Source organism: Gemmata palustris (assembly GCF_017939745.1).
Classification (GTDB): domain Bacteria; phylum Planctomycetota; class Planctomycetia; order Gemmatales; family Gemmataceae; genus Gemmata; species Gemmata palustris.
Genome location: NZ_JAGKQQ010000002.1, coordinates 883,178 through 905,837 on the forward strand (window position 1 = coordinate 883,178; position 22,660 = coordinate 905,837).

Annotated in this window: 18 protein-coding genes; 7 read left to right on the forward strand and 11 right to left on the reverse strand. The window is 65.8% G+C overall.

Features of this window, described 5'->3' with window-relative positions:
* Positions 1 to 68: 68 nt before the first annotated feature.
* A complete protein-coding gene (locus J8F10_RS38050; RefSeq protein ID WP_210663681.1) occupies positions 69 to 623 on the forward strand; it encodes a 3'-5' exonuclease in 555 nt (184 codons plus the stop codon).
* 293 nt (positions 624 to 916) lie between these two features.
* Here the strand turns inward: J8F10_RS38050 and J8F10_RS38055 are convergent, their stop codons facing one another.
* Together J8F10_RS38055 and J8F10_RS38060 are read right to left on the reverse strand one after the other, a co-directional pair.
* Positions 917 to 3,517 carry a VIT and vWA domain-containing protein gene (locus tag J8F10_RS38055; protein WP_210663683.1) on the reverse strand — a complete coding sequence of 867 codons (2,601 nt, stop codon included), beginning with the start codon at positions 3,515 to 3,517 and terminating at the stop codon, positions 917 to 919.
* Between the two features lie 327 nt (positions 3,518 to 3,844).
* Entirely contained in the window at positions 3,845 to 4,501 is a 657-nt protein-coding gene (locus J8F10_RS38060) for a MarC family protein (RefSeq protein ID WP_210663685.1), read from the reverse strand.
* A gap of 297 nt (positions 4,502 to 4,798) precedes the next feature.
* Between J8F10_RS38060 and J8F10_RS38065 the strand changes: the two genes are divergently transcribed.
* The 3 genes from J8F10_RS38065 to J8F10_RS38075 all read left to right on the forward strand — a co-directional run bounded on the left by J8F10_RS38065 (position 4,799) and on the right by J8F10_RS38075 (position 8,777).
* On the forward strand, positions 4,799 to 6,490 hold the full coding sequence (locus tag J8F10_RS38065) for an RNA polymerase sigma factor (protein ID WP_210663687.1): 1,692 nt from the start codon (positions 4,799 to 4,801) through the stop codon (positions 6,488 to 6,490).
* A gap of 173 nt (positions 6,491 to 6,663) precedes the next feature.
* Positions 6,664 to 8,082, forward strand: a complete 1,419-nt coding sequence (locus tag J8F10_RS38070) for a Gfo/Idh/MocA family protein (RefSeq protein ID WP_210663689.1) — start codon at positions 6,664 to 6,666, stop codon at positions 8,080 to 8,082.
* Between the two features lie 380 nt (positions 8,083 to 8,462).
* The gene (locus J8F10_RS38075; protein ID WP_210663692.1) at positions 8,463 to 8,777 is read left to right on the forward strand and encodes a hypothetical protein; all 315 of its coding nucleotides are present in this window, start codon (positions 8,463 to 8,465) and stop codon (positions 8,775 to 8,777) included.
* 101 nt (positions 8,778 to 8,878) lie between these two features.
* Here J8F10_RS38075 and J8F10_RS38080 read toward each other — a convergent pair whose 3' ends face one another.
* The 3 genes from J8F10_RS38080 to J8F10_RS38090 all read right to left on the reverse strand — a co-directional run bounded on the left by J8F10_RS38080 (position 8,879) and on the right by J8F10_RS38090 (position 13,940).
* Positions 8,879 to 12,466 (reverse strand): sigma-70 family RNA polymerase sigma factor, encoded by a 3,588-nt coding sequence (locus tag J8F10_RS38080; protein ID WP_210663694.1) that lies wholly within the window; start codon positions 12,464 to 12,466, stop codon positions 8,879 to 8,881.
* A gap of 86 nt (positions 12,467 to 12,552) precedes the next feature.
* Positions 12,553 to 13,476, reverse strand: a complete 924-nt coding sequence (rbsK, locus tag J8F10_RS38085) for a ribokinase (RefSeq protein WP_210663696.1) — start codon at positions 13,474 to 13,476, stop codon at positions 12,553 to 12,555.
* 44 nt (positions 13,477 to 13,520) lie between these two features.
* Positions 13,521 to 13,940 (reverse strand): arsenate reductase ArsC, encoded by a 420-nt coding sequence (locus J8F10_RS38090; protein WP_210663698.1) that lies wholly within the window; start codon positions 13,938 to 13,940, stop codon positions 13,521 to 13,523.
* A 162-nt stretch (positions 13,941 to 14,102) separates the two neighbouring features.
* Between J8F10_RS38090 and J8F10_RS38095 the strand changes: the two genes are divergently transcribed.
* On the forward strand, positions 14,103 to 14,567 hold the full coding sequence (locus J8F10_RS38095) for a DUF1003 domain-containing protein (protein WP_210663700.1): 465 nt from the start codon (positions 14,103 to 14,105) through the stop codon (positions 14,565 to 14,567).
* Positions 14,568 to 14,574: 7 nt separating this feature from the next.
* Here the strand turns inward: J8F10_RS38095 and J8F10_RS38100 are convergent, their stop codons facing one another.
* The 4 genes from J8F10_RS38100 to efp form a co-directional block, all read right to left on the reverse strand.
* Positions 14,575 to 15,132 (reverse strand): GNAT family N-acetyltransferase, encoded by a 558-nt coding sequence (locus J8F10_RS38100; RefSeq protein WP_210663703.1) that lies wholly within the window; start codon positions 15,130 to 15,132, stop codon positions 14,575 to 14,577.
* Between the two features lie 55 nt (positions 15,133 to 15,187).
* On the reverse strand, positions 15,188 to 15,517 hold the full coding sequence (locus J8F10_RS38105) for a hypothetical protein (protein WP_210663705.1): 330 nt from the start codon (positions 15,515 to 15,517) through the stop codon (positions 15,188 to 15,190).
* A 1-nt stretch (position 15,518) separates the two neighbouring features.
* A complete protein-coding gene (locus J8F10_RS38110) occupies positions 15,519 to 16,352 on the reverse strand; it encodes a phytanoyl-CoA dioxygenase family protein (protein WP_210663707.1) in 834 nt (277 codons plus the stop codon).
* A 162-nt stretch (positions 16,353 to 16,514) separates the two neighbouring features.
* A complete protein-coding gene (efp, locus tag J8F10_RS38115) occupies positions 16,515 to 17,090 on the reverse strand; it encodes an elongation factor P (RefSeq protein ID WP_210663709.1) in 576 nt (191 codons plus the stop codon).
* A 266-nt stretch (positions 17,091 to 17,356) separates the two neighbouring features.
* On the opposite strand from efp, the gene J8F10_RS38120 reads away from it, so the two are divergent.
* Positions 17,357 to 19,375, forward strand: a complete 2,019-nt coding sequence (locus J8F10_RS38120) for a prolyl oligopeptidase family serine peptidase (protein WP_210663711.1) — start codon at positions 17,357 to 17,359, stop codon at positions 19,373 to 19,375.
* Between the two features lie 225 nt (positions 19,376 to 19,600).
* Positions 19,601 to 21,412, forward strand: a complete 1,812-nt coding sequence (locus J8F10_RS38125; RefSeq protein WP_210663713.1) for an alkaline phosphatase family protein — start codon at positions 19,601 to 19,603, stop codon at positions 21,410 to 21,412.
* A 276-nt stretch (positions 21,413 to 21,688) separates the two neighbouring features.
* Here the strand turns inward: J8F10_RS38125 and J8F10_RS38130 are convergent, their stop codons facing one another.
* A complete protein-coding gene (locus tag J8F10_RS38130) occupies positions 21,689 to 22,039 on the reverse strand; it encodes a DUF3467 domain-containing protein (RefSeq protein WP_210663715.1) in 351 nt (116 codons plus the stop codon).
* A gap of 347 nt (positions 22,040 to 22,386) precedes the next feature.
* On the reverse strand, positions 22,387 to 22,611 hold the full coding sequence (locus J8F10_RS41055) for an IS3 family transposase (RefSeq protein ID WP_390891159.1): 225 nt from the start codon (positions 22,609 to 22,611) through the stop codon (positions 22,387 to 22,389).
* Between the last annotated feature and the right edge of the window lie 49 nt (positions 22,612 to 22,660).

Consider the following 22,660-nt stretch of genomic DNA (forward strand, 5'->3'; position numbering starts at 1 on the left):
CGGGCTTCGCTCTGGAGGCGATCGCGAGGAAAGGGCGTATACTAACGGCAATGGCACAGGACGAACCCATGCCCCCGCGCCGCAAAAAGCCGACCGCTCCCCCTTTGCCGCTCGACGGCCCGTTCGTCGCGATCGACTTCGAGACCGCGGACAACGGTCCCGATAGCGCCTGCGCGGTGGGGGTGGTTCGGGTGGAAAACTCGAAGATCGTTCACCGCGAGGCCGTGCTGATCCGCCCGCCGCGCGAGCGGATTCTCTTCACCTACGTTCACGGCATCACTTGGCCGATGGTCAAAAGCGCGCCAGTCTTCAAAGACGTGTGGGCGAAGATCGCACCGGTGCTCGAAGGGGCGACCTTTCTTGCCGCGCACAACGCACCGTTCGACCGGCGCGTGCTGTCCGCGTGCTGTGCCGCGGCCGAGTTGGTTGCCCCTCCCCTTCCCTTCGTCTGCACGGTTCAGCTCGCGCGCCGGAAGTGGGCACTCAAGCCCGCGAACCTGCCCGCCGTGTGTCGGCGCCTCGGGATCGGCCTCATCCACCACAACGCCGGTTCCGACGCGGAAGCGTGTGCCCGGATCGTGATCGCGGCTGCTGTCCACGGAAGCGCCACCGATCCTTCTTGAGTGTAGTCCGCTCGCTCCGCGAGCGGTCGGCAACCACGGACTACAGGCAAATCCGTTATCAGGAAGCCCACGCACCGCTCGCGGAGCGAGCGGACTACACTCAGAAGCGCAGTTGTTGTGTTGAAACCTAGCGAACGGCACGGCGTAAGCCCGCCGGTAGTGCCTAAAAACCACCGGCGGGCTTACGCCGCGCCGTTCGCTCACACCATGATTTCAACACAGCAAAGCGCAGGCTCACTAACAGGAAATCCAAACACCGCTCGCGGAGCGAGCGGACTACACTCAGACCGACACTAATCCTTCCACCCCAGCACGATCTCCAGCGCGGGCACGCCGGACGTCCACGCACCGGCGGGGTCTTCCAGCGCGAGGCGAACCGGCTGGTTCGCAGCGCGGCGCACGTTCAGCGGTCGACGCCCGCCCTGGCGCAGCACGTCGACCAGTTTCACCCGCGCTCGTGGACTCGCAAGATCGCCAACGAAGAGCAACAACGTCAGCTCCGGGTCGAGTTGATCGGCTGTTAGCGCCTTGTCGCCAAACGTGACCGCGAGGAACGTCAGTTGCCCTTCGCCCCCGGTCGCGGAATCGTACAGCACTACGCCGTCGGCCGGCACGTGTTGCCCCGCCTTCACGTTGACGCGGATGTCGCGCGATAGCGGAGGCGCCTTCCCCGGGCGCGGAACTTGTGGAGCGGGAACCTTCACCGACGGCGGGGGCGGAGCTGCTTTGCGATAAAGGAATTTGGGCGCTGCAGGCGGAATCGGGACGTTGATCCCGCGCTGCCGCTCCAACGGATCGAAATCCGTTGTCGTGTTTCCATCGTCATCGTTGTCGAGGTCATCACTGCCGTCAAAGTCCATTAGCATCGAATCCACAGATGCTACTGAAGAAGGTGAGGCCATCAGTGCCGAGAAAAACGCCGCCCCGCCCGCACTGCCGAACCGGGGCTCCGACCACCCTGCCGGGAGTCCGTTCGCCACCGCGACCGTTCCCGTGACAGGCTGCCCCGCTTCCGTGCGCACCGCGACGAACGCCGTCTCCGAACTCGGCACCCCAGCCGCGAGCGACTCGCGCACGAGCAATTCGCGCACGTACTTCGTGGCCGTGTCGCGGGCGTTTTCCGCAAAGACCTTCTCTTCGCCCACATCCGCGGCGTCATAACTGAGGCGCGCGAGCTCCGCACGGAGTTTGTCGCCGCTCGTCCCGCCGGTCATCACGTATTCGAGCCGGCGCACGCGGTCCGCACCGAAGAGCGCCTTCAGACCCGACGTCGCACGGCCGGCATCGGCGCGAACTTCGGCAGCGACTTCCGCGCCCGTTCGCAATCGGAACGACAGCGGATCACCGTCCAACGGCACCCGGCCGACGACCCACACCGGGCGCCCGGCAGGAAGGTCGCCGATATCGACTGCACTGGCAGGTCCAGGAACGACGAGCGCGACCGTGCGCCCGGTCGCCTCCGCGCGCACGCGGTTCACTTCGAGCGTGAGGCCGGTGAGCACAGGAGCGGACCAGTCCGCGAGCACTTCGTCGAGTGCGGTCGTCACGTCGTCTTCGTCCGGGCTGCTCGTCAGGAAGCGCGACACCCCACCCCCTCGCTCAGCCAGTTCGGACGCGAGCGCGGCGTTCGGCGCCGCGTCGATGCACAACACGCTCACTCGGCGCCGGTTGGGTTTCTCCGATTCAAGGTCCGCCAGACGTAGCACGCGGCCCGCATCACTCACTTCTGCATCGGTGAGAATGAGTACGTGACGCGAAGGCGTGTCCGCGACCCGCGCGCGGTCGAGCGCCTGTTCCAGCGCGACACCGAGTTCGGTTCCACCGCTATCGTGATTCGTCTTCAAAAATGCGACCGCCTCGCGCACCACGTCCGGGGTCGCTTTGCGCGGGCGCTCAGCGAACCACTTGGTGGTATCGTGAAACAGCCCCAGTGCGAACGAATCGTGCTCACTCATCCCCGCCAGGAAGCGCTCAACAGCCCAGTCCGCGGCCTCCCACTTCGCTCCCCTCATCGAACCGGAGTGGTCCACGAGCAGCACCACCTCGCGCGGGATCTTCTTCGCGCTCGCGAACTTCGGCGGCGCGCACAGCGCCAGGAAGTACGCTTTCTCGGTCGCGGGATCGGCGTGAACCCACGTCCGCAATGCGGGTTGCGCGTCTTCTGTCTTCGCGCCCCACGAAATGACGCAGTCGCGGTCCGGAAGCGCTTCCCCTTCCCGTAACCGAACGCGGTCTCCCTCCACCGCAAGTGCGTGCGTGGGGCTGGCAATGCGCTCGGCTTCGCGAACTGTGAGATCGAGTGCGAACCGGTGGCCCGGGTCGCGCAACACAGCGAGCGGTTGCCCGTCCGCGTGGCGCGAGTCGGCCTCGTCCGCGCGAACGTATCGCGGCGCGGTGGTCAACGGCACGCGCAGCGCCCACCCCGCCCCCTCGACCTTCGCGACCTGCACGTAATCGGTCTGAACGACGATGTCCTGACCGGCCCGGATGCCGGCCACCGCGAGCGTGAACACGTCCGGTGATTCCCGCGTGACGAGGGCCGCCTGGCGCCCCGCACGCTTGGCTTCCTTGTAGTCCGTTTCGGCGGCTTCGCGCGCTTTCAGCGTGGTGCGAATCTCGACGTCGCCGAACCGCACGCGAACGCCGGTCACGGCCGCGTCGCCCGGCAACGGGAAGCGGTACAGTGCTTCGAGGATATCGGTCGATTGATCCGGTAGCGCAAAATTTTGCGCGAGCGTGAGGGTCGCAAGCGGCCCGGTTACGGTCCCGGTCAACGCGGTGCGCATCAGCGGAACGAACTTCCGCGGCGCGTCTGGCGCCGATGGATCACTGGCGACTTCGAGAACACCGAAACCGTCCGGGCGCGAATTGTAGAAAGTCTGTGAATTCAGCATTTCAGCCTCGCTCGTGTGTGAAGTGAATGGGAGAAAACTGCGTGGCTCGATCCAACAAAGACGGGACTTTCTCGAATTCGCGTTCTCGTTACTCCATTTGAAAAATTGGCGGATTGCCGATGGTTGAGGCGAACGGCCGGTGTAAGCCGGCCGGTGAGGACAGCAATGGCCTCACAAGAGCGCGCGACTGAGCCGAGGGGGACGGCGAATCCCGACCTCAACTCGCGGACGAACCGCTTCGCGCCACGACCATGATACACCGACACGCGGCACCCGTAGGCGGGTTCGCAGTGCCGTTCAGCGCGCATTAAGATGTGGAGGTGACGGTCAGGAAGCCCGCTCCCGGAAGCCCGGGGCGAGCGCATCGGCGGGAACCGAACGCAGCGCGGCCGGGGCGGGTTGCATCTGCACGATGAACCGTTCGATCCCAGTCAGGAACATCTGAACCGCGATCGCGACCAGCACCATCCCCATGAGGCGCTCCAGTGCGGTCAGCCCCTTTTGGCCCAGGTACGACCGCAACCGCGCGCCGAGGAACACAATCACCGCCACCCCGAACCACGCGATCGTAACCGCGCCGAGCCACTCCGCCCACCGGTTCGGTTCGCGGCTCATTAGGAGCAGTTCGACCGCGAGCACCGATGGTCCCGCAACATAGGGGATCGCCAGCGGCACAATGAACGGCTCGCCGTCCACTTCTTCGTGCAGGCTGTTGGCCGGGGTTGGGAACACCATCTTGATCGCGATCAGGAACAGGATCACGCCGCCAGAAATAGACAGCGCCGGTTCGGAGATTCGCATCGCGGCGATCAGGAACTGACCGGTGAAGAGAAACCCGACCATGACCAGGAACGCGATCACCAATTCACGGAAGATCACGCGACTCTGGCGCGCCGGGTCCACGTGCTTGAGCGCGGCGAGGAAAAACGGAATGTTCCCGAGCGGGTCCATGACGAGGAACAGCAGAACAGCCGCCGCGGCCATAGGCACTTCGTCCTTCCCGTAGCGCGAAAATCAGGCACTCGTGCCCCGGGCACGTCGGGGCGATTACCGACACGGTTTCCCGTGTGGCTCAATATCACTTGCGCCGCTCAAAAGACTCTCACCGTTCTATTCGCACACGCGGCTCCGGGCGAACCGGGGCCGATCGCTGTTTCGGTCCCGGAACGCGACTGTTACAGTTTTCATGCACGGTTTTCGCCGCGGCGCGGAAAGACATTGGTAAACGCGGCGGAACCGGGCGGTCCGGTCTCCCGAACCCACCTCCGCCAAGGAGCGCGAATGGCACTCGGATCGCTGGCCGGTGTGATCCCCCGGTTGCGGACGACCGCGCTCGCGGTGCAAAGCGCCACGAGCGACGCCGACCTCCTCGACCGGTTCGTCACCGCGCGCGACGCCGCCGCGTTTGAAGTGCTCGTGCGCCGGCACGGGCCGATGGTGCTCGCCGTGTGCCGCCGGGTGCTGCGAAACACCCACGACGCGGAAGACGCCTTCCAAGCCACGTTCCTGGTGCTCGCGTACAAGGCCACTTCGGTGTCGCCGCGGAACCGCCTCGCGGCGTGGTTGCACGGGGTGGCCCAAAAAACCGCGCTGAAGGCGCGGCACCGCGCCGCCCGGCGCGCCGAAGTCGAGAAGCGGGTTCCCGCACGGAGCGCCGAAGACATGACGCCCGAAACGACCCGCGCCGATGCCGAACCACTCCTCGATCAGGAGCTCGCCGCGCTCCCGGACCGCTACCGGCTCCCGATCATCCTGTGCGACCTGGAGGGGCGCTTGCGCTCCGCGGTCGCGGTCACGCTCGGGTGCTCCGAAGGCACCCTGTCCTCGCGCCTCACGCGCGGCCGGCGCATGCTCGCCGAGCGCCTGAAGCGCCGCGGCGTCGCGCTCTCCACCGCCGCCCTCGCCGTCATCCTGACCGAACGCCAGGGCGCCCTCGCCGAGGCCCTGGTCCGCGCGACCGTGCCGGTCGCACTGGCCCCGATGTCAGCCGCCGCCGTGTCCCCCAATGTTGCCCAACTCGCGACAGGAGTATTGAAGAGCATGTTCCTGAAAAAACTGCAAACGGTCACCGTCGCCGCCATCGTCACCCTCGGCGCCACGTTCGCGCTGACCGGCCTGGTCGCGGACCCGACCCACGCGGCGGCCCCGGTTCCCAAGGCGCCCGCCGCGCCCGCGCTCGACGAAAAGGCGCTCAACGAGGCCCTCGCCGACGTGGACGGCCAGTTGCTCCTGAACCGCAAGGTGCTCAAGGACATCAAGTGCGACATCGACCAACTCGACCGCGTCATGGACACAGTCGAAGCCGGAACCCTGACGTCGCGCAAGAAGACCCAGGAAGCGATGATGCAAATCAAGGTGAACGCGAACGGCGGGAACGTGAACGGTGAGGCCATCAACCAGATGTTCAAGGACGCACAAGAGGCCGGCGAAAAGGAGATGCGCAAGGCCACGGCGGAAGCCGTCACGAAGATGCTCACGGTCGCCCAGCGCGCCCGGCTCCGCGAGATCGACCTCCAGTCCCGCGGGCACGAGGCGTTCACCTCCGCCCCCGTCGCGAAGGCGCTCGACCTGACCCCGAAGCAGAAGGAACAGTTCGCCGCGAACGTCCAACAGACCGCGGACGAGATCCAGCAGGCGTTCCAGAAGCCGGTCCAGGTCGGGCTCGGGAACTTTGTCGCGGTCTCCTCGTTCGACGTCGATTCGATCGCCAAGGAAGGGCGGGCCGAAGGGATGAAGCGGGCTCTGGCGATCCTGACCGACGAGCAGAAGGAATCGTGGAAGAAACTGACGGGCGAGCCGATCAAGTACACGATCAACCGCCCGTGGATGGGTACGAGCACCGCGGTCGTGCGCGCCGGTGCGGGCGGCGTCATGGTCGCCCCGGCCCCCGTGCGGATCTTACCGGGCGTCGCTCTGCCCGCGGCCCCTGCGGTTCCCCTCCCCGCTCCCGTCCCGGCTAACCCGCCCAAGTAACTCGATCAGGGCCCACCGATCCCGACTCGACCCGCGGCCCGGTGCCGCGGGTCGTTTCGTTGGGTGCCCGCACTTCCCCCACGAACGCGGAACCGCACTGTGGACACCTCCCCGCCGGGCGGCTACCCTCAGTGGCGCCCGCCCTTTCCCTGCCTGTTAATGGAGTCCGCAACGTGCCCCCAAAAGTAACTCGTCGCCGCGCGCTTCAGATCGGAACCGCCGGCACCCTCGGCTACCTGTTCACCGGTCCCACGTACTCCGTCCGGCGCGCGTTCGGCGCCAACGAGAAGCTCCGCGTCGCCGGGATCGGCGTCGGCGGTAAGGGGTCGGGCGACATCGAACAGGCCGGCAAGTTCATGGAAGTCGTCGCGCTCTGCGACATCGACGACGAGCGCCTGAACAGCCGCGCCGCGATGTGGCCGAGCGCGAAGAAGTACTTCGACTACCGCAAGCTGATCGAGGAAATGGCCAAGGACATTGACGCCGTCACCGTTTCGACCGCGGACCACTCCCACGCCCCGGCCGCGGTGCTCGCGATGCGGGCCGGCAAGCACGTGTACTGCCAGAAGCCGCTCACGCACACGGTCTTCGAGGCGCGCCTGATGCGCGAGGTCGCCGCGAAGCAGAAGGTGTGTACCCAGATGGGCAACCAGGGGTCCGCGCTCAACGGGCTGCGCCGGGCCGTGGAACTGGTCCACGCCGGCACCCTCGGCGCGATCCGCGAGGCCCACGTCTGGACGAACCGCCCGGCGCACTACTGGAAGCAGTCCCCGGACATCGTCGCCCGGCCGAAAGAGGCGCCGCTGCCCAAGCACGTTCACTGGGAGGAGTGGATCGGGCCGGCCCCGATGCGCCCCTACTCGATGGCCTTCTCCCCGCGCCCCGCGTACCACCCGCACGACTGGCGCGGGTACTGGGACTTCGGCACCGGCGCGCTGGGCGACATGGCGTGCCACACCACGAACATGGCGTTCCGCGCCCTGAACCTCGGCGCCCCCACCGCCGTGACCGCCGAGGCGGGCGAGATCAACCCCGAAACGTACCCGGCGTGGGCACACATCCAGTACCTGTTCGCGGCCCGCGGGGGCGCCCCGGCCTGCACCCTCCACTGGTACGAGGGCAAGCGCGACGGGAAGCTCGTGCTCCCGCCCGAGGAGTTACTCGCGAAGCTCTTGAAGAAGGGCGAGAAGCTCTCCGACAGCGGGTCGATCCTGGTCGGCGACAAGGGCGTGCTGTTCAGCCCGAACGACTACGGGGCGCGGTTCCGGCTCACCCCGGAGAAGGACTTCGAGGGGCTGCAGATCACGAAGCCGGAGACGACCCCGGAGGGGGTCGAAAAGGGCGAGGACCTGCAGATGAAGAAGGAGTGGGCGGACGCGATCCGGGCCGGCAAGCCGGCGCTGGCGTCCTCGAACTTCGACTACGCGGCCCAGCTCACGGAAACGATGCTGCTGGGCAACATCGCGGTCCGGTTCGCGGGCACGAAGCTCGAGTGGGACGCGGCCAAGCTGCGGTTCACGAACTCGGACGCGGCCACGAAGTTCGTCAGCAAGGAGTACCGCAAGGGCTGGGACTTCCTGACCCGGGGCTGATCGGGAGCGGGCGCCCGCGGCGCCCATCCGAACCGGCAAATCGCGATCCCCGGCGAGCGCGGCACAAACGGCACAATCCGCCCGCCGGGAGCCTCTTTGGTCCTAGATTTCCACAACACGAGGAACAAAGCGAACTAGAGTAGACGGAAGAGGAGATCGAAATTTTCCGCTCGCCCTTCGGCAACACCGGCGCGTCCCGCATTGATCGCCCCGCGGGACTCACGAGCGAGTTTGGAAACGTGCCCCGCCGCGACAGGTAAGAATTATGGACAAGCGAATACTTGCTATTCATATCGCGTCCGGATAAATTCGCCAGTCGTCCCCACCCGAGCTGCCGCGCTTTCTTTTCTTCCTCATCCGACTCGCTTGGAGAACGTCCCGTGCCCGTCCGACCCACGTCTCACTTCGATTGGCAAGTGCTCCGGACCGTCAAGCGGAGCAAGAAACCGCCCGTCGGGCGCACCCTGCGCCTGGTCCCGAACCGGAAAACCAAGGACGGCTCGTTCCTGACCGAACTGGTCGAAGACGGCCTCCTCGAGCGCCTGACCGGGGACGCGACCGCCCCGTTCGACGCGACCTACGCGCTCACCGAAAAAGGCAAGTTTGCCGCCGAGTACGGCGAGTACGAGTACCAAATGAGGCCGAAGGCCCCCGTACCGACCGCCCCCGCGCCCAAAGAGCGCAAGGCGCGGTAACGAACGGGGACCGCGTCCCCTCAATACACCACGAGCCGGGGCGTCCGCGTGACGCCCCGGCTCGTGGTGTTCTTCCCCGACCCAATCACACGTCTGGGCGACTACGGCTTGCCGAGCCGGGTCAGTGCGGCCGCGGCATCGCGCGTGAGAGGCGCGCCGGGCGCCCCCGCAGCGAGTTCGGTCAGGAACTTCCGCGCCGCGGGCGTACCCAGTCCCTCCAGTAACTCCACCGCCCGAATTTGACGGAGGCGGGGTGCGGAGAGTGTCCCCTTCTCGAACTCTTTGAGGAACGCGAGCGCACGCGACCGGGCCGCCGCCGTCGGCTTGCCCTCGAGTCGCTTTCGCACACCCGGCACGGCCAATTCGCCGTACTCGGCCAGTTCCTTTACCCCGCTCTCGCGCGTGGCGAATTCTTCGCTGCCGAGGTCGGTGAAAATGCGATCCAGAACCGCGTCACTCGGGGCCGCGGGCGCGGGCTTCACGTGCTTGCGGAGAACGTCCATCGCGCGCTCGGGTGACGCGGCGAGTTCACACAGCGCGGTGAACGCCGCGCCCGCATCGGACCGCCCCGCAACGTCCCAGAGCTTCTCCGCGCCGGCTTCAGCGAGGGGTTGGGGGCGTTTGGGAGCGGCACCAGCCAGTGTTGCGCCCCACACCATCGCGATACCATCCCTACCGCCCGAAAGTAGCTGGTACCCGTCCGCGCGGACAGTCAGAACCGGGACGTAACCCTGGTGCCCGGTCAGCGTGCGCCGCGGGTGGCCCGTCGCGACCTCGAACGCGACGATCTCGCCCGTGTTGTAAGAAACGTAGAGTGTTCGACCGTCCGGCGCGAACACCGAGCCACCCACGTACCGAAACGACACCGTCTTCGGTACCGGCGGGCCGTCGAATCCCCGTACCCAGCGCCCGGCGATCGGGTCAATCAGGTTAATTTCGCCCGTGAACGATTCCCCGTCGCGCCCGTCCGCGAGCTGAATCGTTCCTCCGGCACCGGTCAGCAGGAACAGACCGTCGGCCGTGAACCCTCCCGAGCGGTACACGCCCTGAGACACCACCAGCCGACGAATTCGTTTACCGGTGGCGAAGTCCCACAAATCAACCACCCCGTCCGAAGCGGCGTCACCTCGTTCCGGTCCCCGCAACCAGTGGCACGCGGAGACGGTTACGAGCCACTTCCCGTCGGGCGAAACGGAAGCAACTTGGCACTCACTCTCGCGACGAACCTTCGGGTCTTCGGGAACGATCTCCTTTGGCTTTGGGAGCTCGATCGTTCGCGCGAGATTCATCCCGGGCCACTCCCAGATTGTGACTTTCGGCCCGGACGAAGTGACCAGGTACTTTCCGTCGGGCGTGAAGGAAAGCGGACCGAATTTCACGTCACCGGGCAGGTTCGTGGGCGTGCTCTCCAGCCCGGTCGCGGTGTCCCACGTTCGGAGCTTTCCGTCGTCGGTCGAAACCAGTACGGTCTTCCCGTCCGGGCTGAGAGAAAATCCCCAAACACCTCCACGAACGGAAATCGAGCGCCGGTCCGCCCCCGTCGTGGTGTCCCACCAACGGAGCGTGTTGTCCCAACTGCCGGTGATCGCGGTCTTCCCGTCCGGGCCAAAGGCGACACCGGAAACGGCGTCTTTGTGCCCGGCCTGTGGGCACGCATCAGCCCCGGTCGCGACGTCCCACAATCGGATCAGCCCGTTCTGCCCCGCGGACGCGAGGGTCTTGCCGCCCGGTGCCACAGACAGCACTTCGACCCAGGTGTGGTTCCCGGCAAGGGTGCGCAAGAGCTTGCCCGTTCCGACGTCCCAGACCTTCGCAGCTTCATCCTCTCCTCCAGTAACGAGCGTCTTACCATCGGAAGTAAATGCCGCAGAGAAAACGCCGAGGCGCCATCGCCCTTTGTGCTCGGTCGCGAGCTTCTGCCCCTTACCTGTGGGCAGCGCCCACAAACTGGAACTGCCGTCCTTCGAACCGATGGCGAGCGTGGTATTCGACAGGGCAACAGCAGACTGGTTGCCGTTAGCTGCCGGGCGCGGAGCTTTGAACTGCGATTTGGAATCGCCAGTGACAACGTCCCAAACAGACACCAGCACCTCGGCCTCGAACTTGTTGTTGCCGAGGTGCTTGGGGCGCGTGAAGACAACGAGCGTCTTCGCGTCCGGGGTGAAGTACAGTTCACCGCACGGTCCGGGGTGCGTAGCGGCCGCCCGGAGGGGCTTGAGCGCGTCCACCTTCACGCCGGTTTTCAACTCACAGAGCCGAACTTCGCGGTCACGATCGAGTTCCCCGGCGCGGCCGATTGCTACGGTCTTCCCGTCCGGGGTGATGGTGTAACAAGAGTCGTGCTCGTTGTCCTTCGGGGGCTGGTTCGCGGGGACGGCCGCAAAACCAACCCTAGTTTCCCGCGTCGCGAGTTTTGGCTTCTCGGCCTTTTCGTCAGTGAACTCCCAAATCAACGGAACCGGGTCGTCATAACTGCCACGAATCAGCGCGATTCCGCGCCCGTCAGCGAGCCACACGAGCTGATCGACCCGCGCGCCGGGCAAATCGATCCGGCGCAGCACCCGCCCCGACCTCGCGTCCCAGATGGTCAATGAATCGTTGGTGTGGGAATCGCCGCTCCACGACGCGAGTTTCGCCCCGTCCGGCGAGAACGCCATCCGCTCGACGCGGCCCCCCGCTCTCAACCGAGTGCTCCCGAGGCGCATCAGCGCTGCGGGTGGAAGGGCTTCGCCCGGCCCCTCCGCGCGGAGTTTATCATCTGCCCCGAGTGCTACCGCGGGTGGAGCACTGGGCACATCGGCACTCTCGGCCGCGGGATTTCTGAACGCCGAGAGCGCGACTCCGCACACGACCAATCCGACCGCGATCGCAACAAATGTGGCCGTCTTGAATTGGAGCCCGCGTGATGCTCCGAGTAGCACCGCGATCGCGGGCGGGGCGGTTCCGTGTGTGGCAAACGTGACCGCGGCCCGGGTCACCGCGTCGATGGTCGCCGCGGTGCTCGCGAGGTCACACGCGAGCAACCCGAAACCCACTGCGGGAAGCGAGATCCCGCGCCGCGCGAGCCGGTCGCGGAGCAAGTTCCGCCCGCGCTCCAGTCGGCGTTTCAACATCGCGAGCGAGCACCCGAGCGCGTGGGCCGCTTCGTCGCGGGTCCGCCCCTGGAGGTAACAGAGCACGAGCGGCCCGCGCAGTGCGTCGGGCAGTGCGGCCAACTCGTCATCGAGCGTGCGGCACACTTCGTCCCACGCGACCGCGGTCACGGGATCATTCGCCCGCGAAGTGATTCCCTCGGGTACCGCGCCCCCGGTCGCGTGCGTGCGCCGGAGCGCTTTACGGGCGAGCCGCACCGCGGTCGCGTGCGTGCGCCGGAGCGCTTTACGGGCGAGCCGCACCGCGGTCGCGTGCAACCACGGCCCAACAGTGCGCCCCCATTGAACCGTCGCGGCCTTCCCCGCGAGAACGAGGAACGTCGCCTGGCACACATCTTCCACAGTGTGCGGGTCGCGCAAGCATCGGCGCACGGTGCCACGAACCAGCGCACCGTGTCGCGCGACCAACTCCGCGAACGCACACTCGTCGCGTGTGGCCGCGAACCGCGCAAGAAGTTCCGCGTCGGTGAGTTGAGGCGGTTGCAAGTCCGCACGCAGCAGTCGCACAGCGGCCTGCCGGAACTCAATTTGAGACATGTATCCCCCCGGGATCAGCGAACGATTCCCAGGATAATGCCCCGCCGCCCCCAATGTGGCGCAAGAACGCGCGGTTCGGCGAATCGTCATTCCATAAGATCGGTGGGCAAATCGACTGCACGCGGGAAACTCGTTTGCGTTCCCGGGGATTGCACGCTGAGCGCCGCGATCCGGTTCGCGCGTTGAGCAGCGGTCACCAAATCATCGCCCCGCGCCAGGAAGAACGCGAGGCTGCCGATGAAGGCGTCACCCGCACCGGTGGTGTCCACCGCCTCGACCGCCGGCGCCGGGAGCGCGGTGACATCACGGGCCGTCACGACCACGCACCCGCGGGCACCGAGTGTCACAATGACGTTTTGTGCGCCGCGAGCCATCAGTTCCCGTGCCGCGATCTCGGCTTCTTCCCGCGTCCCGACGGGCTTGCCCGTGAGAACCGCGGCCTCGTGTTCGTTGGGACAGAACACCGTCGAGAGCCGGTACACTTCAGCGGGTATCACCGTGCTCGCCGGAGCGGGGTTGAACACGACCGGCACGCCGAACTCGGCCGCAATTCGCATCGCGGCCGAGTTCGCCTCGGTCGGAACTTCCTGCTGGCACACGAGCACGCGAGCCGATTCGATCGCGCCGCGGGCCGCGTCCACATCGGCCGGGGCGAGCAGCCCGTTGGCTCCGGGCGTCACCGCGATCGTGTTGCGCCCCGCGTCGTCGATCGTGATGACGGCCGTACCGGTGGGAACGCCGTCTGTTGACGTGACGTGTCGGGTACCGATGCTCTCGGTGCGGAGGTGCGCGAGCATGTCGCGGCCGAACAGATCGTTCCCGACGCGCGCGACGAGTGCGACGTCCGCCCCGAGGCGCGCGGCCATCACCGCCTGATTCGCGCCCTTGCCCCCGTACCCCATCGTGAACCGGTGGGCGTGGAGCGTTTCTCCCGGGACGGGGAGCCGGTTCGTGTACGTGTTCAGGTCCAGGTTCGCGGAACCGACAACACAAATCTTGGGAGGGGACATGGCGAAAATCCGCGCGGGGCGCCCGCGGTTGGGGCCGGGAGTGGTTACACTATGCGCGAGTCTACACCCAACTCCCCCAACAGCGCACGCACTTTTCCACCGATGAGGTCACGGACCTTGCGGAACTCTTCGGGCGGCATCTCGCGCGGGTCGGGGATCTGCCAGTCGTACCGGTATTTCGCCTTCACGAGCGGGCACGCATCGCCGCACCCCATCGTCACGGCCGCATCGATCTCGGTGCCGTTGAAGTCGCCCAACCCCTTCGAGGCGTGCGCGGTCAGGTCGTACCCGAACTCGGCCATCGCCGCGACCGCCTTCGGGTTCACCTTGCCACTCGGCCGGCTCCCCGCGGACAGCGCCTCGACCGCATCTCCGCCGTACATCACGGCGAACGCCTGTGCCATCTGGCTGCGGTTGCTGTTCTCCACGCACACGAACAGCACGCGAATCTTGCGGTCACTCACGAGCGGGCTCCGTTCCGGCACCGGGCCGTTCCTCACGGCGAGAATGCGCAGATTGTAGGACCGCTGTAGCACATCAAGCAGGGCACGGGCTTGCCCTTCATTGCGCCGACCGCCTTCGGTAAAGTGTCTGCGCCCCACGAACACTAACCCCACGCGCCAATCATGCAGCCGCAATTCCCCGAGCCCTACGAGCACGACCACCCGCCCGTGCGCAACGTGAACGAGGTCGTCACCGATGGCCTCACGTGGGGCGAGTGGGCCGCCGACCGCGTGGCCGGTGTGGTCGGGTCGTGGTGGTTCATCGGCACCCAGTCGGCGCTCCTTCTAGTCTGGGGGGCACTGAACGTGGTCGCGTGGCTGGAGCACTGGGACCCGTACCCGTTCATCCTGATGAACTTGTTCCTCTCGCTCCAGGCCGCGTACACCGCGCCGATGATTATGATGAGCCAGAACCGCGTCGCCACGATGGACCGCGTGCGCGCCCAGAACGATTACGAGATCAACCTGAAGGCCGAGGAAGAGATCCGCGTGGTGCTGGAGCACCTGGAAGCCCAGAGCGTGCTCCTGCGCCAATTACAGCAAGAAGTGCGCGAGTTGCGGGGGCAGCTCGCGAAGCCCGAAAAATAGCGCCCGACTACCCCTTCTCGAACGCGGCGAGGCGCGCGAGTAACCCGTCCTTCACGCGCGACCAGTCGGGCGCGGTGATCGAAAACAGCACGCTGTCGCGGACGCGCCCGCCGTGTGTAATCATGTGCGCGCGCAACACGCCCTCGCGCGTGGCACCAAGCTTGGCGATCGCGGCCTGCGAGCGCGTGTTCCGGAGGTCGGTAAGGAGCTGCACGCGGTTTAGTCCGAGTGTGTCGAATGCGTGTGCGAGGAGGAGGAACTTGCACTCCGGGTTCACCGCGCTGGCCCACTGATCGGGGCGGTACCACGTCCACCCGATCTCGACTCGCTTGTGTTGCGGAACCGGGTCCAGGTAGCTCGTACAGCCGACGAGGTCGCCGGTGGAAAGTAACCGCACGGCGAACGGCACGCGCTTGCCGGCGTCGCGCAGGGCGAGGGCGTCGTCAAACACCCCATCGAACCCCGCCCCGCTGCCGCACACGGTCATGTGCTCCCAGATCCGGTCGTCGACGGCCGCGGCACGCAGGCCCGCGCGGTGCTCCTCCGCGAGCGGTTCCAGGCGCACCCATCGCCCCGTAAGAACTGGTGCCCTAATCTCCATCGATGGCGCTCCATTAGTTTCATCCACGAGCGTGGTGAATCAGATCGCGTTCCGCGTTGTAGCACTCCAAAGAGTAAGGGATGCCCGCCGCGGCGAGTGGTTCGGTGACGCGCGGTAAATTAGCACGAACGTCCGCGACGGAGCCATGAATCAGCACGTACTCCGGTTCCACCGCAGACCGTTCGATCACCAGTTCCGCGAACTCGCACGTGATCTCGTAATCGGTCCACGAGCACTTCCGCACGTCCCACCCGGAACGCGCGAACGCCCGCGCCACGAACTCCGGCGACCGGGACGTGTGCAGCGAACCAAACACGTTCGATTCGTCCGGGAGTGCGGGACCGTCCACGTTACTCCTCGTTCGGCCGGGCGCGGTTGTTCCAGTGCGCCGGAGTTTCACCGCGAACGACCACGCCCTTCTCGTGCCACCCCATGTGCGCGTGAACGTCGCCGGGCGTGTACCGGAGCGTCAGCCCGCAGCGCCGGCGGTCGCTGGTGTTCGCGTCGGACCCGTGGAGCAACAGGTCGGAGTGGAGCGAGGCTTCGCCGGCCTTCAGTTCCACGAACACCGGGGCGCCGTACTTCTCCACTTCGGGCACGGTCTGGTTCAGAATGTTGCTCTCGTCCGTTTCGCTCAACTGGTACGTGAGGTGGCCCAATCCCTGTGTTCCCGAGATGTACTTCATGCAGGCGTTCCCGCGGTCCGCGTCGTCAATGGCGAGCCACACCGTGACGGCTTTGCTCGGCGTGAGCGGCCAGTAGCTCGCGTCCTGGTGCCAGCTCACCGTTTTGCCGTCCCGGGGCATTTTGCAGAAGAAGTGCGAGCCCCACGCGACCACACTCTCACCGAGCAGGTCCGACACGATCGCGACGATCCGCGGGTTCGTGAGCACGTCCCACACCCGCCCGTGGCGCAGGTGCGCCGAGCTGATCGAGTAACTGTCCTTGCCTTCCGACACGTACTTCGCGAGCAGGTTATCGAAGTACGTTCGCAGCTCCGCGACTTCGCTTTCGGTGAAGATGCGCAGTGGCAGGATGTAGCCGGCACGGTTGAAGTGGTCGATCTGTTCGCGCGTGAGAACTTTGGGGTTCGTGTTGGTACACGGGTGGAACGACAAATCGCGCTCGACCTGCTGTAAATCGTCCTGCCCGGGAATCGTCTGAAACGTGTTCGGTGAGTTCATCGCGCGGCTCGGTGAGGAGAGATGCGGGGATTTTACTCTCCCGCGCGCGTCGCGTCTCGTGGGTACCGTCACACGATGTGAAGTGGTGTGTGCGGGTGCAGATGTGGGGTGGTGGGCCGTCGCCGTAGAGCCGGCTCGACCCACCCGACCGACCGCGGTGTGCTACTTGCCTTCCTTCGAGCGGCGGAGGTACTTGCCGTCTTCGGTCTGCACCTCGATCAGCTCGCCCTGCGTGATGAACGACGGCACCTGGATCACCAGGCCCGTTTCCAGCGTGGCCGCTTTCGTCTGCGCGGCGGCGGTCGCGCCCTTGATGCCCGGCTCCGTCTCGATCACCTTCAGCGTCACCGTCTGCGGCAGTTCCATCGACAGCGCCTTGCTGTCGTAGAACGTGATCTTCACGTCGTCGTTCTCGCGCAGGTACTTCATCATGTCGCCGACCATGTCGCCCGACAGCGTGACCGGCTCGAACGTCTCCTTGTCGACGAACACGAAGTCCTCGCCGTCCTTGTAGGAGTACGAGTAGTCCTTGGTGTCGAGGTACACCACGTCGACCTTGTCGTCCGGGTGGACGCGCTCGTCGGTGATCGACCCCGTGGTCATGTTCTTGAGCTTGAGGTACAGAATCGCGCGCCAGTTCCCGGGCGTGTTCAGGTCGCGGTCCAGGCAGTAAAAGAGGGTGCCGCCCATGTTCAGCACCATGCCCCGCCGGATGTCGATCATCTTCGTAGACGCCACTGGAAACCTCCAGTTAAGGGACTCCACTTCCTTATGGACGGTCCCGGTGTGTGAAACGCTCAACCGTCGTTCTAGCAGACTCGCGCCGGGCGGAGAAGGGGAGCGCCGGCCCCGGGTCCGGTGTTTCGTGACGGCGAAATGCCCCCGGCCGCTCGCGCGCTGAACGCGCCGGGAGCGAAACGCCGAACGCGGACCTTTCAGGGGCTGACTCCGCACACCCGCCGGCTTACACTGCCGTAACCAACCGACACCCCGGAGGTGCTCCCATGTTCGCGCTGCCACGCGCCCTCACCGCTGCCCTGTTCGCAGCGGCCACCGTTAGCCTCGCCATGCTGCCGGCGAGCGCGTCCCGTGCCGATGGCCCCAAAGACAACATCGCCGACAGCGTGCGGCCGGTCCCGCCGGTCGGGAACGCCATCCCCGATGCCGACGCGGACGAGATCAAAAAGGGACTGGCCGAACTCCAGCAGCTCATCAAGGACATCGGGAAGCACGACCTGCTGCCGGACGTGCAGGTGTACGAGAAGGCGGTGCGGTGGGCGCTCGAGTACAAGGAGATTTACGACGGCAAGGGCGCGAAGCCGGCAACGAACGTGAAGAAGGCGCTCGCGGCGGGCCTCGAGCGCGCGAAACAACTCAAGAGCGGCCAGGCGCCGTGGGCGACGCAGACCGGGAGCGTGCTCCGCGCGTACACATCGAAGATCGATGGGAGCGCGCAACCGTACTGGCTCATCGTCCCGAAGGACTACGACTTCACCGCGAAGACCAAGCACCGGCTCGATTTCTGGTGGCACGGCCGGTTCGAGAACGTCGTCGAAGCGGGGTTCATGGCCGGTTCGCCCGGCACGGGCGGCATCATCCCGGCCCCCGGTGCCCTCATCCTTCACCCGTTCGGGCGCTTCAGCAACGCGAACAAGTTTGCGGGGGAGATCGATACTTTCGAGTGCCTGGAACACGCCAAAAAGCACTACCGCATCGACGATTCGCGGCTGGTGGCGCGCGGGTTCAGCATGGGCGGGGCCGCGTGCTGGCAGTACGCGGTTCACTACCCGACGCTATGGGCCGCGAACGCGCCCGGCGCGGGCTTCAGCGAAACGCCGGAGTTCCTCAAAGTGTTCCAGCAGGAGAAGCTCGAACCGACGTGGTACGAGCAGAAGCTGTGGCACATGTACAACGCCACCGATACCGCGGTGAACATCTTCAACCTGCCGACGGTTGCGTACAGCGGCGAAGTCGACTCGCAGAAGCAAGCGGCCGACGTGATGGCGCGGGAGATGAAGAAGGTGGGCCTGGAACTCACGCACGTCATCGGCCCGAAGACCGGCCACAGCTACGAAAAAGGCGCCAAGGCCGAGGTCAACAAGCAGATCGATGCGTTCGTGGAAAAGGGCAAACCCGCTGTGCCGAAGGAGATCAAGTTCACCACATACACCCTCCGGTACAACCAGTGTGGGTGGGTCGAAATCACCGGATTGGAAAAGCACTGGTCCGAAGCCAACGTAACGGGCAAGACCGCGGAAGGTACCTACGAGCTGACCACGAGCGGCGTCACCGCGTTCAACATCACGACCCACGAGCGCGACATCGTGGTGAAGATCGACGGCAAAACGATCCTGACCGAAAAAGGCATCCTGACCGACAAGCCGCGGGTCAAACAGTTCGTCAAAGTCGTCGGGCGCTGGGCCGTGCCGGGCAACCTGCCCGACGAGTTGAAGAAAGTCTCCGGCCTCCAGGGGCCGATCGACGACGCATTCATGGACTCGTTCGTGATGGTCAAGCCCACCGGGAAAGCAGCGAACGAAAAGGTCGGCGCGTGGGCGGCGAAGGAAATGAAGCACGCGGTCGAGCACTGGCAGAAGCAGTTCCGCGGCGACGCGCCGGTGAAGAGCGACACCGAGATCAAGGACGCCGACATCGCGAACAGCAACCTCGTCCTGTGGGGCGACCCGTCGAGCAACGCGGTGCTCGCGAAGATCGCGGACAAGTTGCCCATCAAGTGGACCGATAAGGGCGTGGTGGTCGGCAAGGACACTTACGACGCCGGCACCCACGTCCCGGTGCTGATCTACCCGAACCCACTGAACCCGAAGAAGTACGTCGTCCTCAACAGCGGGTTCACGTTCCGCGAGTACGACTACCTCAACAACGCCCGCCAGGTGTCGAAGCTCCCGGACTACGCGGTGATCGACGTCACCACCCCGCCGAACTCGCGCTACCCGGGTAAGGTCGCACGCGCCGGGTTCTTCGGCGAGAAGTGGGAACTGCTCGAAAACGACGGGAAGTAACCGCTTAGCCCGTCGAAGAGAAGGACCGGGGGCAAACGCACGAACCGTCACTGTCTCGATCTTCTCCCCCTTCCTTTTTAGGGAAGGGGGGTGGGGGGTTAGGTTCTTCATCTAACCCCTCCCCAACCCCTCCCCTAAACGGAGAGGGGCTTAAAACAGCCGATGGCGTTCTCCCCTTCTCTTCGAGTGACGGGGATAGGTTCTTCGCTTTCGCCCGGAGTTCACATGCCGCGTATCTCGGTCATTCTTGGTGCTTTGCTCGTGTTCGCGACCGTCGCGGGGGTCGGCGGGTACTTCCTGCTGCGCCCGCCCGAACCCAAGCGCCAAGCGCGCCCCGAACCCGCACCGGTCGATCCCGGCACGCAGCCCGGCGGCGATCCCGGGGCCGCGACCGAGCGCCCCAAACTCGTCGTGCTCGTCGTGTTCGACCAGATGCGCGGCGACTACATCTCGCGCTGGGCCGAGCTCTACGGCCCCGGCGGATTCGAGCGCATCAAAAAGGACGGGATGTGGTTCAGTGAGTGCCACATCCCCTACTCCTGCACGTCCACCGGCCCCGGGCACGCCTCGCTCTCGACGGGCGCGCCGCCGAGCGTTCACGGGATCATCGAGAACGAGTGGTTCGATCGTAAAACCGGCACGCAAATGTACTGCTGCCAGCCGAAGCGCGTGTACGGCCTCGTTCCGCCGGTGCCCGAGAACCTGGGCAAGCCCGGGCGCGGGGCGGCCACCGGCTACTCGCCCGAGCGCCTGCTCGCACAAACGGTGGCCGACTCGCTCAACGAGACCACGAAGGGCAAGGGGCGCGTGTTCTCGCTCTCCATCAAGGACCGCACCGCGGTGCTGATGGGCGGTCAGAAGCCGACCGGCGCGTACTGCTTCGACACGCGCGACGGCCAGTTCCACACCGGCGCGTTCTACCGCGACGCCCCGCACCCGTGGGTCACCGAGTTCAATGCCGCGAAGCCCGCCGATGCGTGGTTCGAGCAGAAGTGGGACCGGCTGCGGCCCGATCTCGACTACGCGAAGTTCAGCGGCCCGGACGACGCTCTGGGTGAGGGGGCCGGCTACAACGGCCAGGGGCTCACGTTCCCGCACCCGTTTAAGGGCAAGCTCTCAGCGCCCGCGAAGCCCTACTACTCCGCCCTGGAGTGCTCGCCCGCCGGCAACGAGATGCTGTTCGGCCTGGTGAAAAAGGCCGTCACCGCGGAGAAACTCGGGCGCGGGGCGGTGCCCGATCTGCTGTGCGTCAGTTTCTCCTCGAACGACATCATCGGGCACCAGTACGGCCCGGACTCGCAGGAGGTGATGGACGTGACGCTGCGGGCCGACAAACTCGTCGGCGAGTTCCTCGCCTTCCTCGACGCAGAAGTTGGTAAAGGGAAGTACACGGTGGTCGTCACGGCCGACCACGGCGTGTGCCCGCTCCCGGAACTCCCGTCCACGAAGGCCAAGTACCCGGCCGCGCAGCGCGCGACGACCGAGGAGTTGGCCGCCGGGCTCGAATCGGCACTCACCGAGATGTACGGCAAGTCCGACGTCAAGACGAAGTGGCTCGAGGTCTTCGACGACGACGTGTGGCCGTGGCTCTACTTGAATTACAAGACCATCGAAGCCCGGAAACTGAAGATCGAGGACGTCGCCGAGCGCGCACGCGACTTCGCAGCCGGGCGCGGGTACGTTGAGACGGCGTTCACGCGCAAGGAGCTCGAAGACGGGAAGTTCCCGCCGGAGCAACCGTTCAAGAAGCCCGTTGTGCTCGCGTACCACCCGGACCGGTGCGGCGACGTCATCATCATTCCCAAGGCCGGTGTACAGATCTCGAAGTACACGACCGGAACGGGCCACGGCAGCCCGCACCCCTACGACGCACACATCCCGTTCCTGGTGTACGGGGCGGGCGTTCCCCCACTCGGCAAGCGCGCGGAGAAGGTGTCGTCGCTATCAGTCGCGCCGACGCTCGCGTGGGCGCTGGGCGTTCCCGCCCCGAAGCACGCGGCCGTACTGCCCCCCGAAGCGCTCCCGGCGAAGAAGTGATGATGGGGCCGGGAGTGCAATCCGCTCGCAGAAGTGTGGTCCACGAGCGGTTGACTCCACGAGCCAAGACGCCAATCGCACAGCCAAGCAACGCGCATAGAAGTGTAGTCCGCTCGCTCCGCGAGCGGTTGGCTCCACAAGTCGGGGCACCTACCACACGGTTCCAGGCCAAGCCCCACTCGCGAGCGGGCGGACTACATTCTGCAACGTGAAAAGGCGGCGGCCCGGACTCAGTGAGCCCGGGCCGCGGCCTTTTCACGTTCACGAGCGCTCGAATCACATCCCGTTCGGGCGCTGTTGCTGTGGCACGCGGAGCCGGCGGTTCGGGTCGAGTTCGACCACGCCGAACATCTGCTCGTGCTGGGCCACTGCCCGCTTCAGCAAGTCGGCCAGGCGCTTCGCGGTCACGAAGTTCATGATGACCCGGTGGGTCAGCGTGATCGGGTCGGGACCGGCCGGCGTCACCACCTGGGAGAACGTGCCCAGTTCCAGGTACACCTCGTCCGCGTTCAAGTGGGCCTGAACGAAGTTCGCGTACACCGTTTCCCGGTTCGTCACGTCCACCGGGATCTGCACCTGTTGCTGCTGCGCGTTTTGTGCGGGTGCCGGCTTCACTTCCTCGGACATTTTGGCGACTCCTCGAGAGGTTGGTGTGCGCTCCGCGCCGCCGTCACGTGCAATCGCGGATTGGCACAGTATAGGACAAACCGACCACTCGTGTATACCGACGAAAAACGCCGCGATAATCGGGGGCGCGATAATTCGGCGCGCGAGTGGATTGATACCTGACGAGCGCGGAATGTGACAGGCGATTAGCGTTCGCAGCCCCACGTCTTTCCGCCCCTCCGCGCACGTGCGGACCGGCACCACGGCAGTGGTCGAGGGGTCCGTGTCGTCGCACCCGGCGTCCTAAAGCGCGTCGGCGCGGATCGGCATTGCGCCGAACTCGCGAGACTCGCACATCGCCAGCGCGACTACTGTGGAAGTGTGCCAAGCGGGAGCGCACAGTAGCGCGAAACGGGTTGCCGATGATGTCTCGCTGGAACTGATCTTCCCCAAGAAAAATGGAACCGAAGTAAACGGTGGGTCTGTTCGTGCGCCCGTTCGTACTCGACCGGGGATAAGAACCCCAGCGATAAGTGTCGGTTGTTGTTGTAGAGCGCCTCGGCGTAGTCAAAGATGCTCGCCCACCCGCGCACGTGCGGATGATCCTCGTCGTGGACCGGCTCCTAAGTTCTCGATGCCGCG

Coding starts and splice junctions, on each gene's coding strand:
- J8F10_RS38125 (WP_210663713.1), top strand. CDS start 19,601: ATGCCGCGTATCTCGGTCATTCTTGGTGCTTTGCTCGTGTTCGCGACC.
- J8F10_RS38055 (WP_210663683.1), bottom strand. CDS start 3,517: ATGCTGAATTCACAGACTTTCTACAATTCGCGCCCGGACGGTTTCGGT.
- rbsK (WP_210663696.1), bottom strand. CDS start 13,476: ATGTCCCCTCCCAAGATTTGTGTTGTCGGTTCCGCGAACCTGGACCTG.
- J8F10_RS38120 (WP_210663711.1), top strand. CDS start 17,357: ATGTTCGCGCTGCCACGCGCCCTCACCGCTGCCCTGTTCGCAGCGGCC.
- J8F10_RS38080 (WP_210663694.1), bottom strand. CDS start 12,466: ATGTCTCAAATTGAGTTCCGGCAGGCCGCTGTGCGACTGCTGCGTGCG.
- J8F10_RS38065 (WP_210663687.1), top strand. CDS start 4,799: ATGGCACTCGGATCGCTGGCCGGTGTGATCCCCCGGTTGCGGACGACC.
- J8F10_RS38060 (WP_210663685.1), bottom strand. CDS start 4,501: ATGGCCGCGGCGGCTGTTCTGCTGTTCCTCGTCATGGACCCGCTCGGG.
- J8F10_RS38130 (WP_210663715.1), bottom strand. CDS start 22,039: ATGTCCGAGGAAGTGAAGCCGGCACCCGCACAAAACGCGCAGCAGCAA.
- J8F10_RS38110 (WP_210663707.1), bottom strand. CDS start 16,352: ATGAACTCACCGAACACGTTTCAGACGATTCCCGGGCAGGACGATTTA.
- J8F10_RS38050 (WP_210663681.1), top strand. CDS start 69: ATGCCCCCGCGCCGCAAAAAGCCGACCGCTCCCCCTTTGCCGCTCGAC.
- J8F10_RS38095 (WP_210663700.1), top strand. CDS start 14,103: ATGCAGCCGCAATTCCCCGAGCCCTACGAGCACGACCACCCGCCCGTG.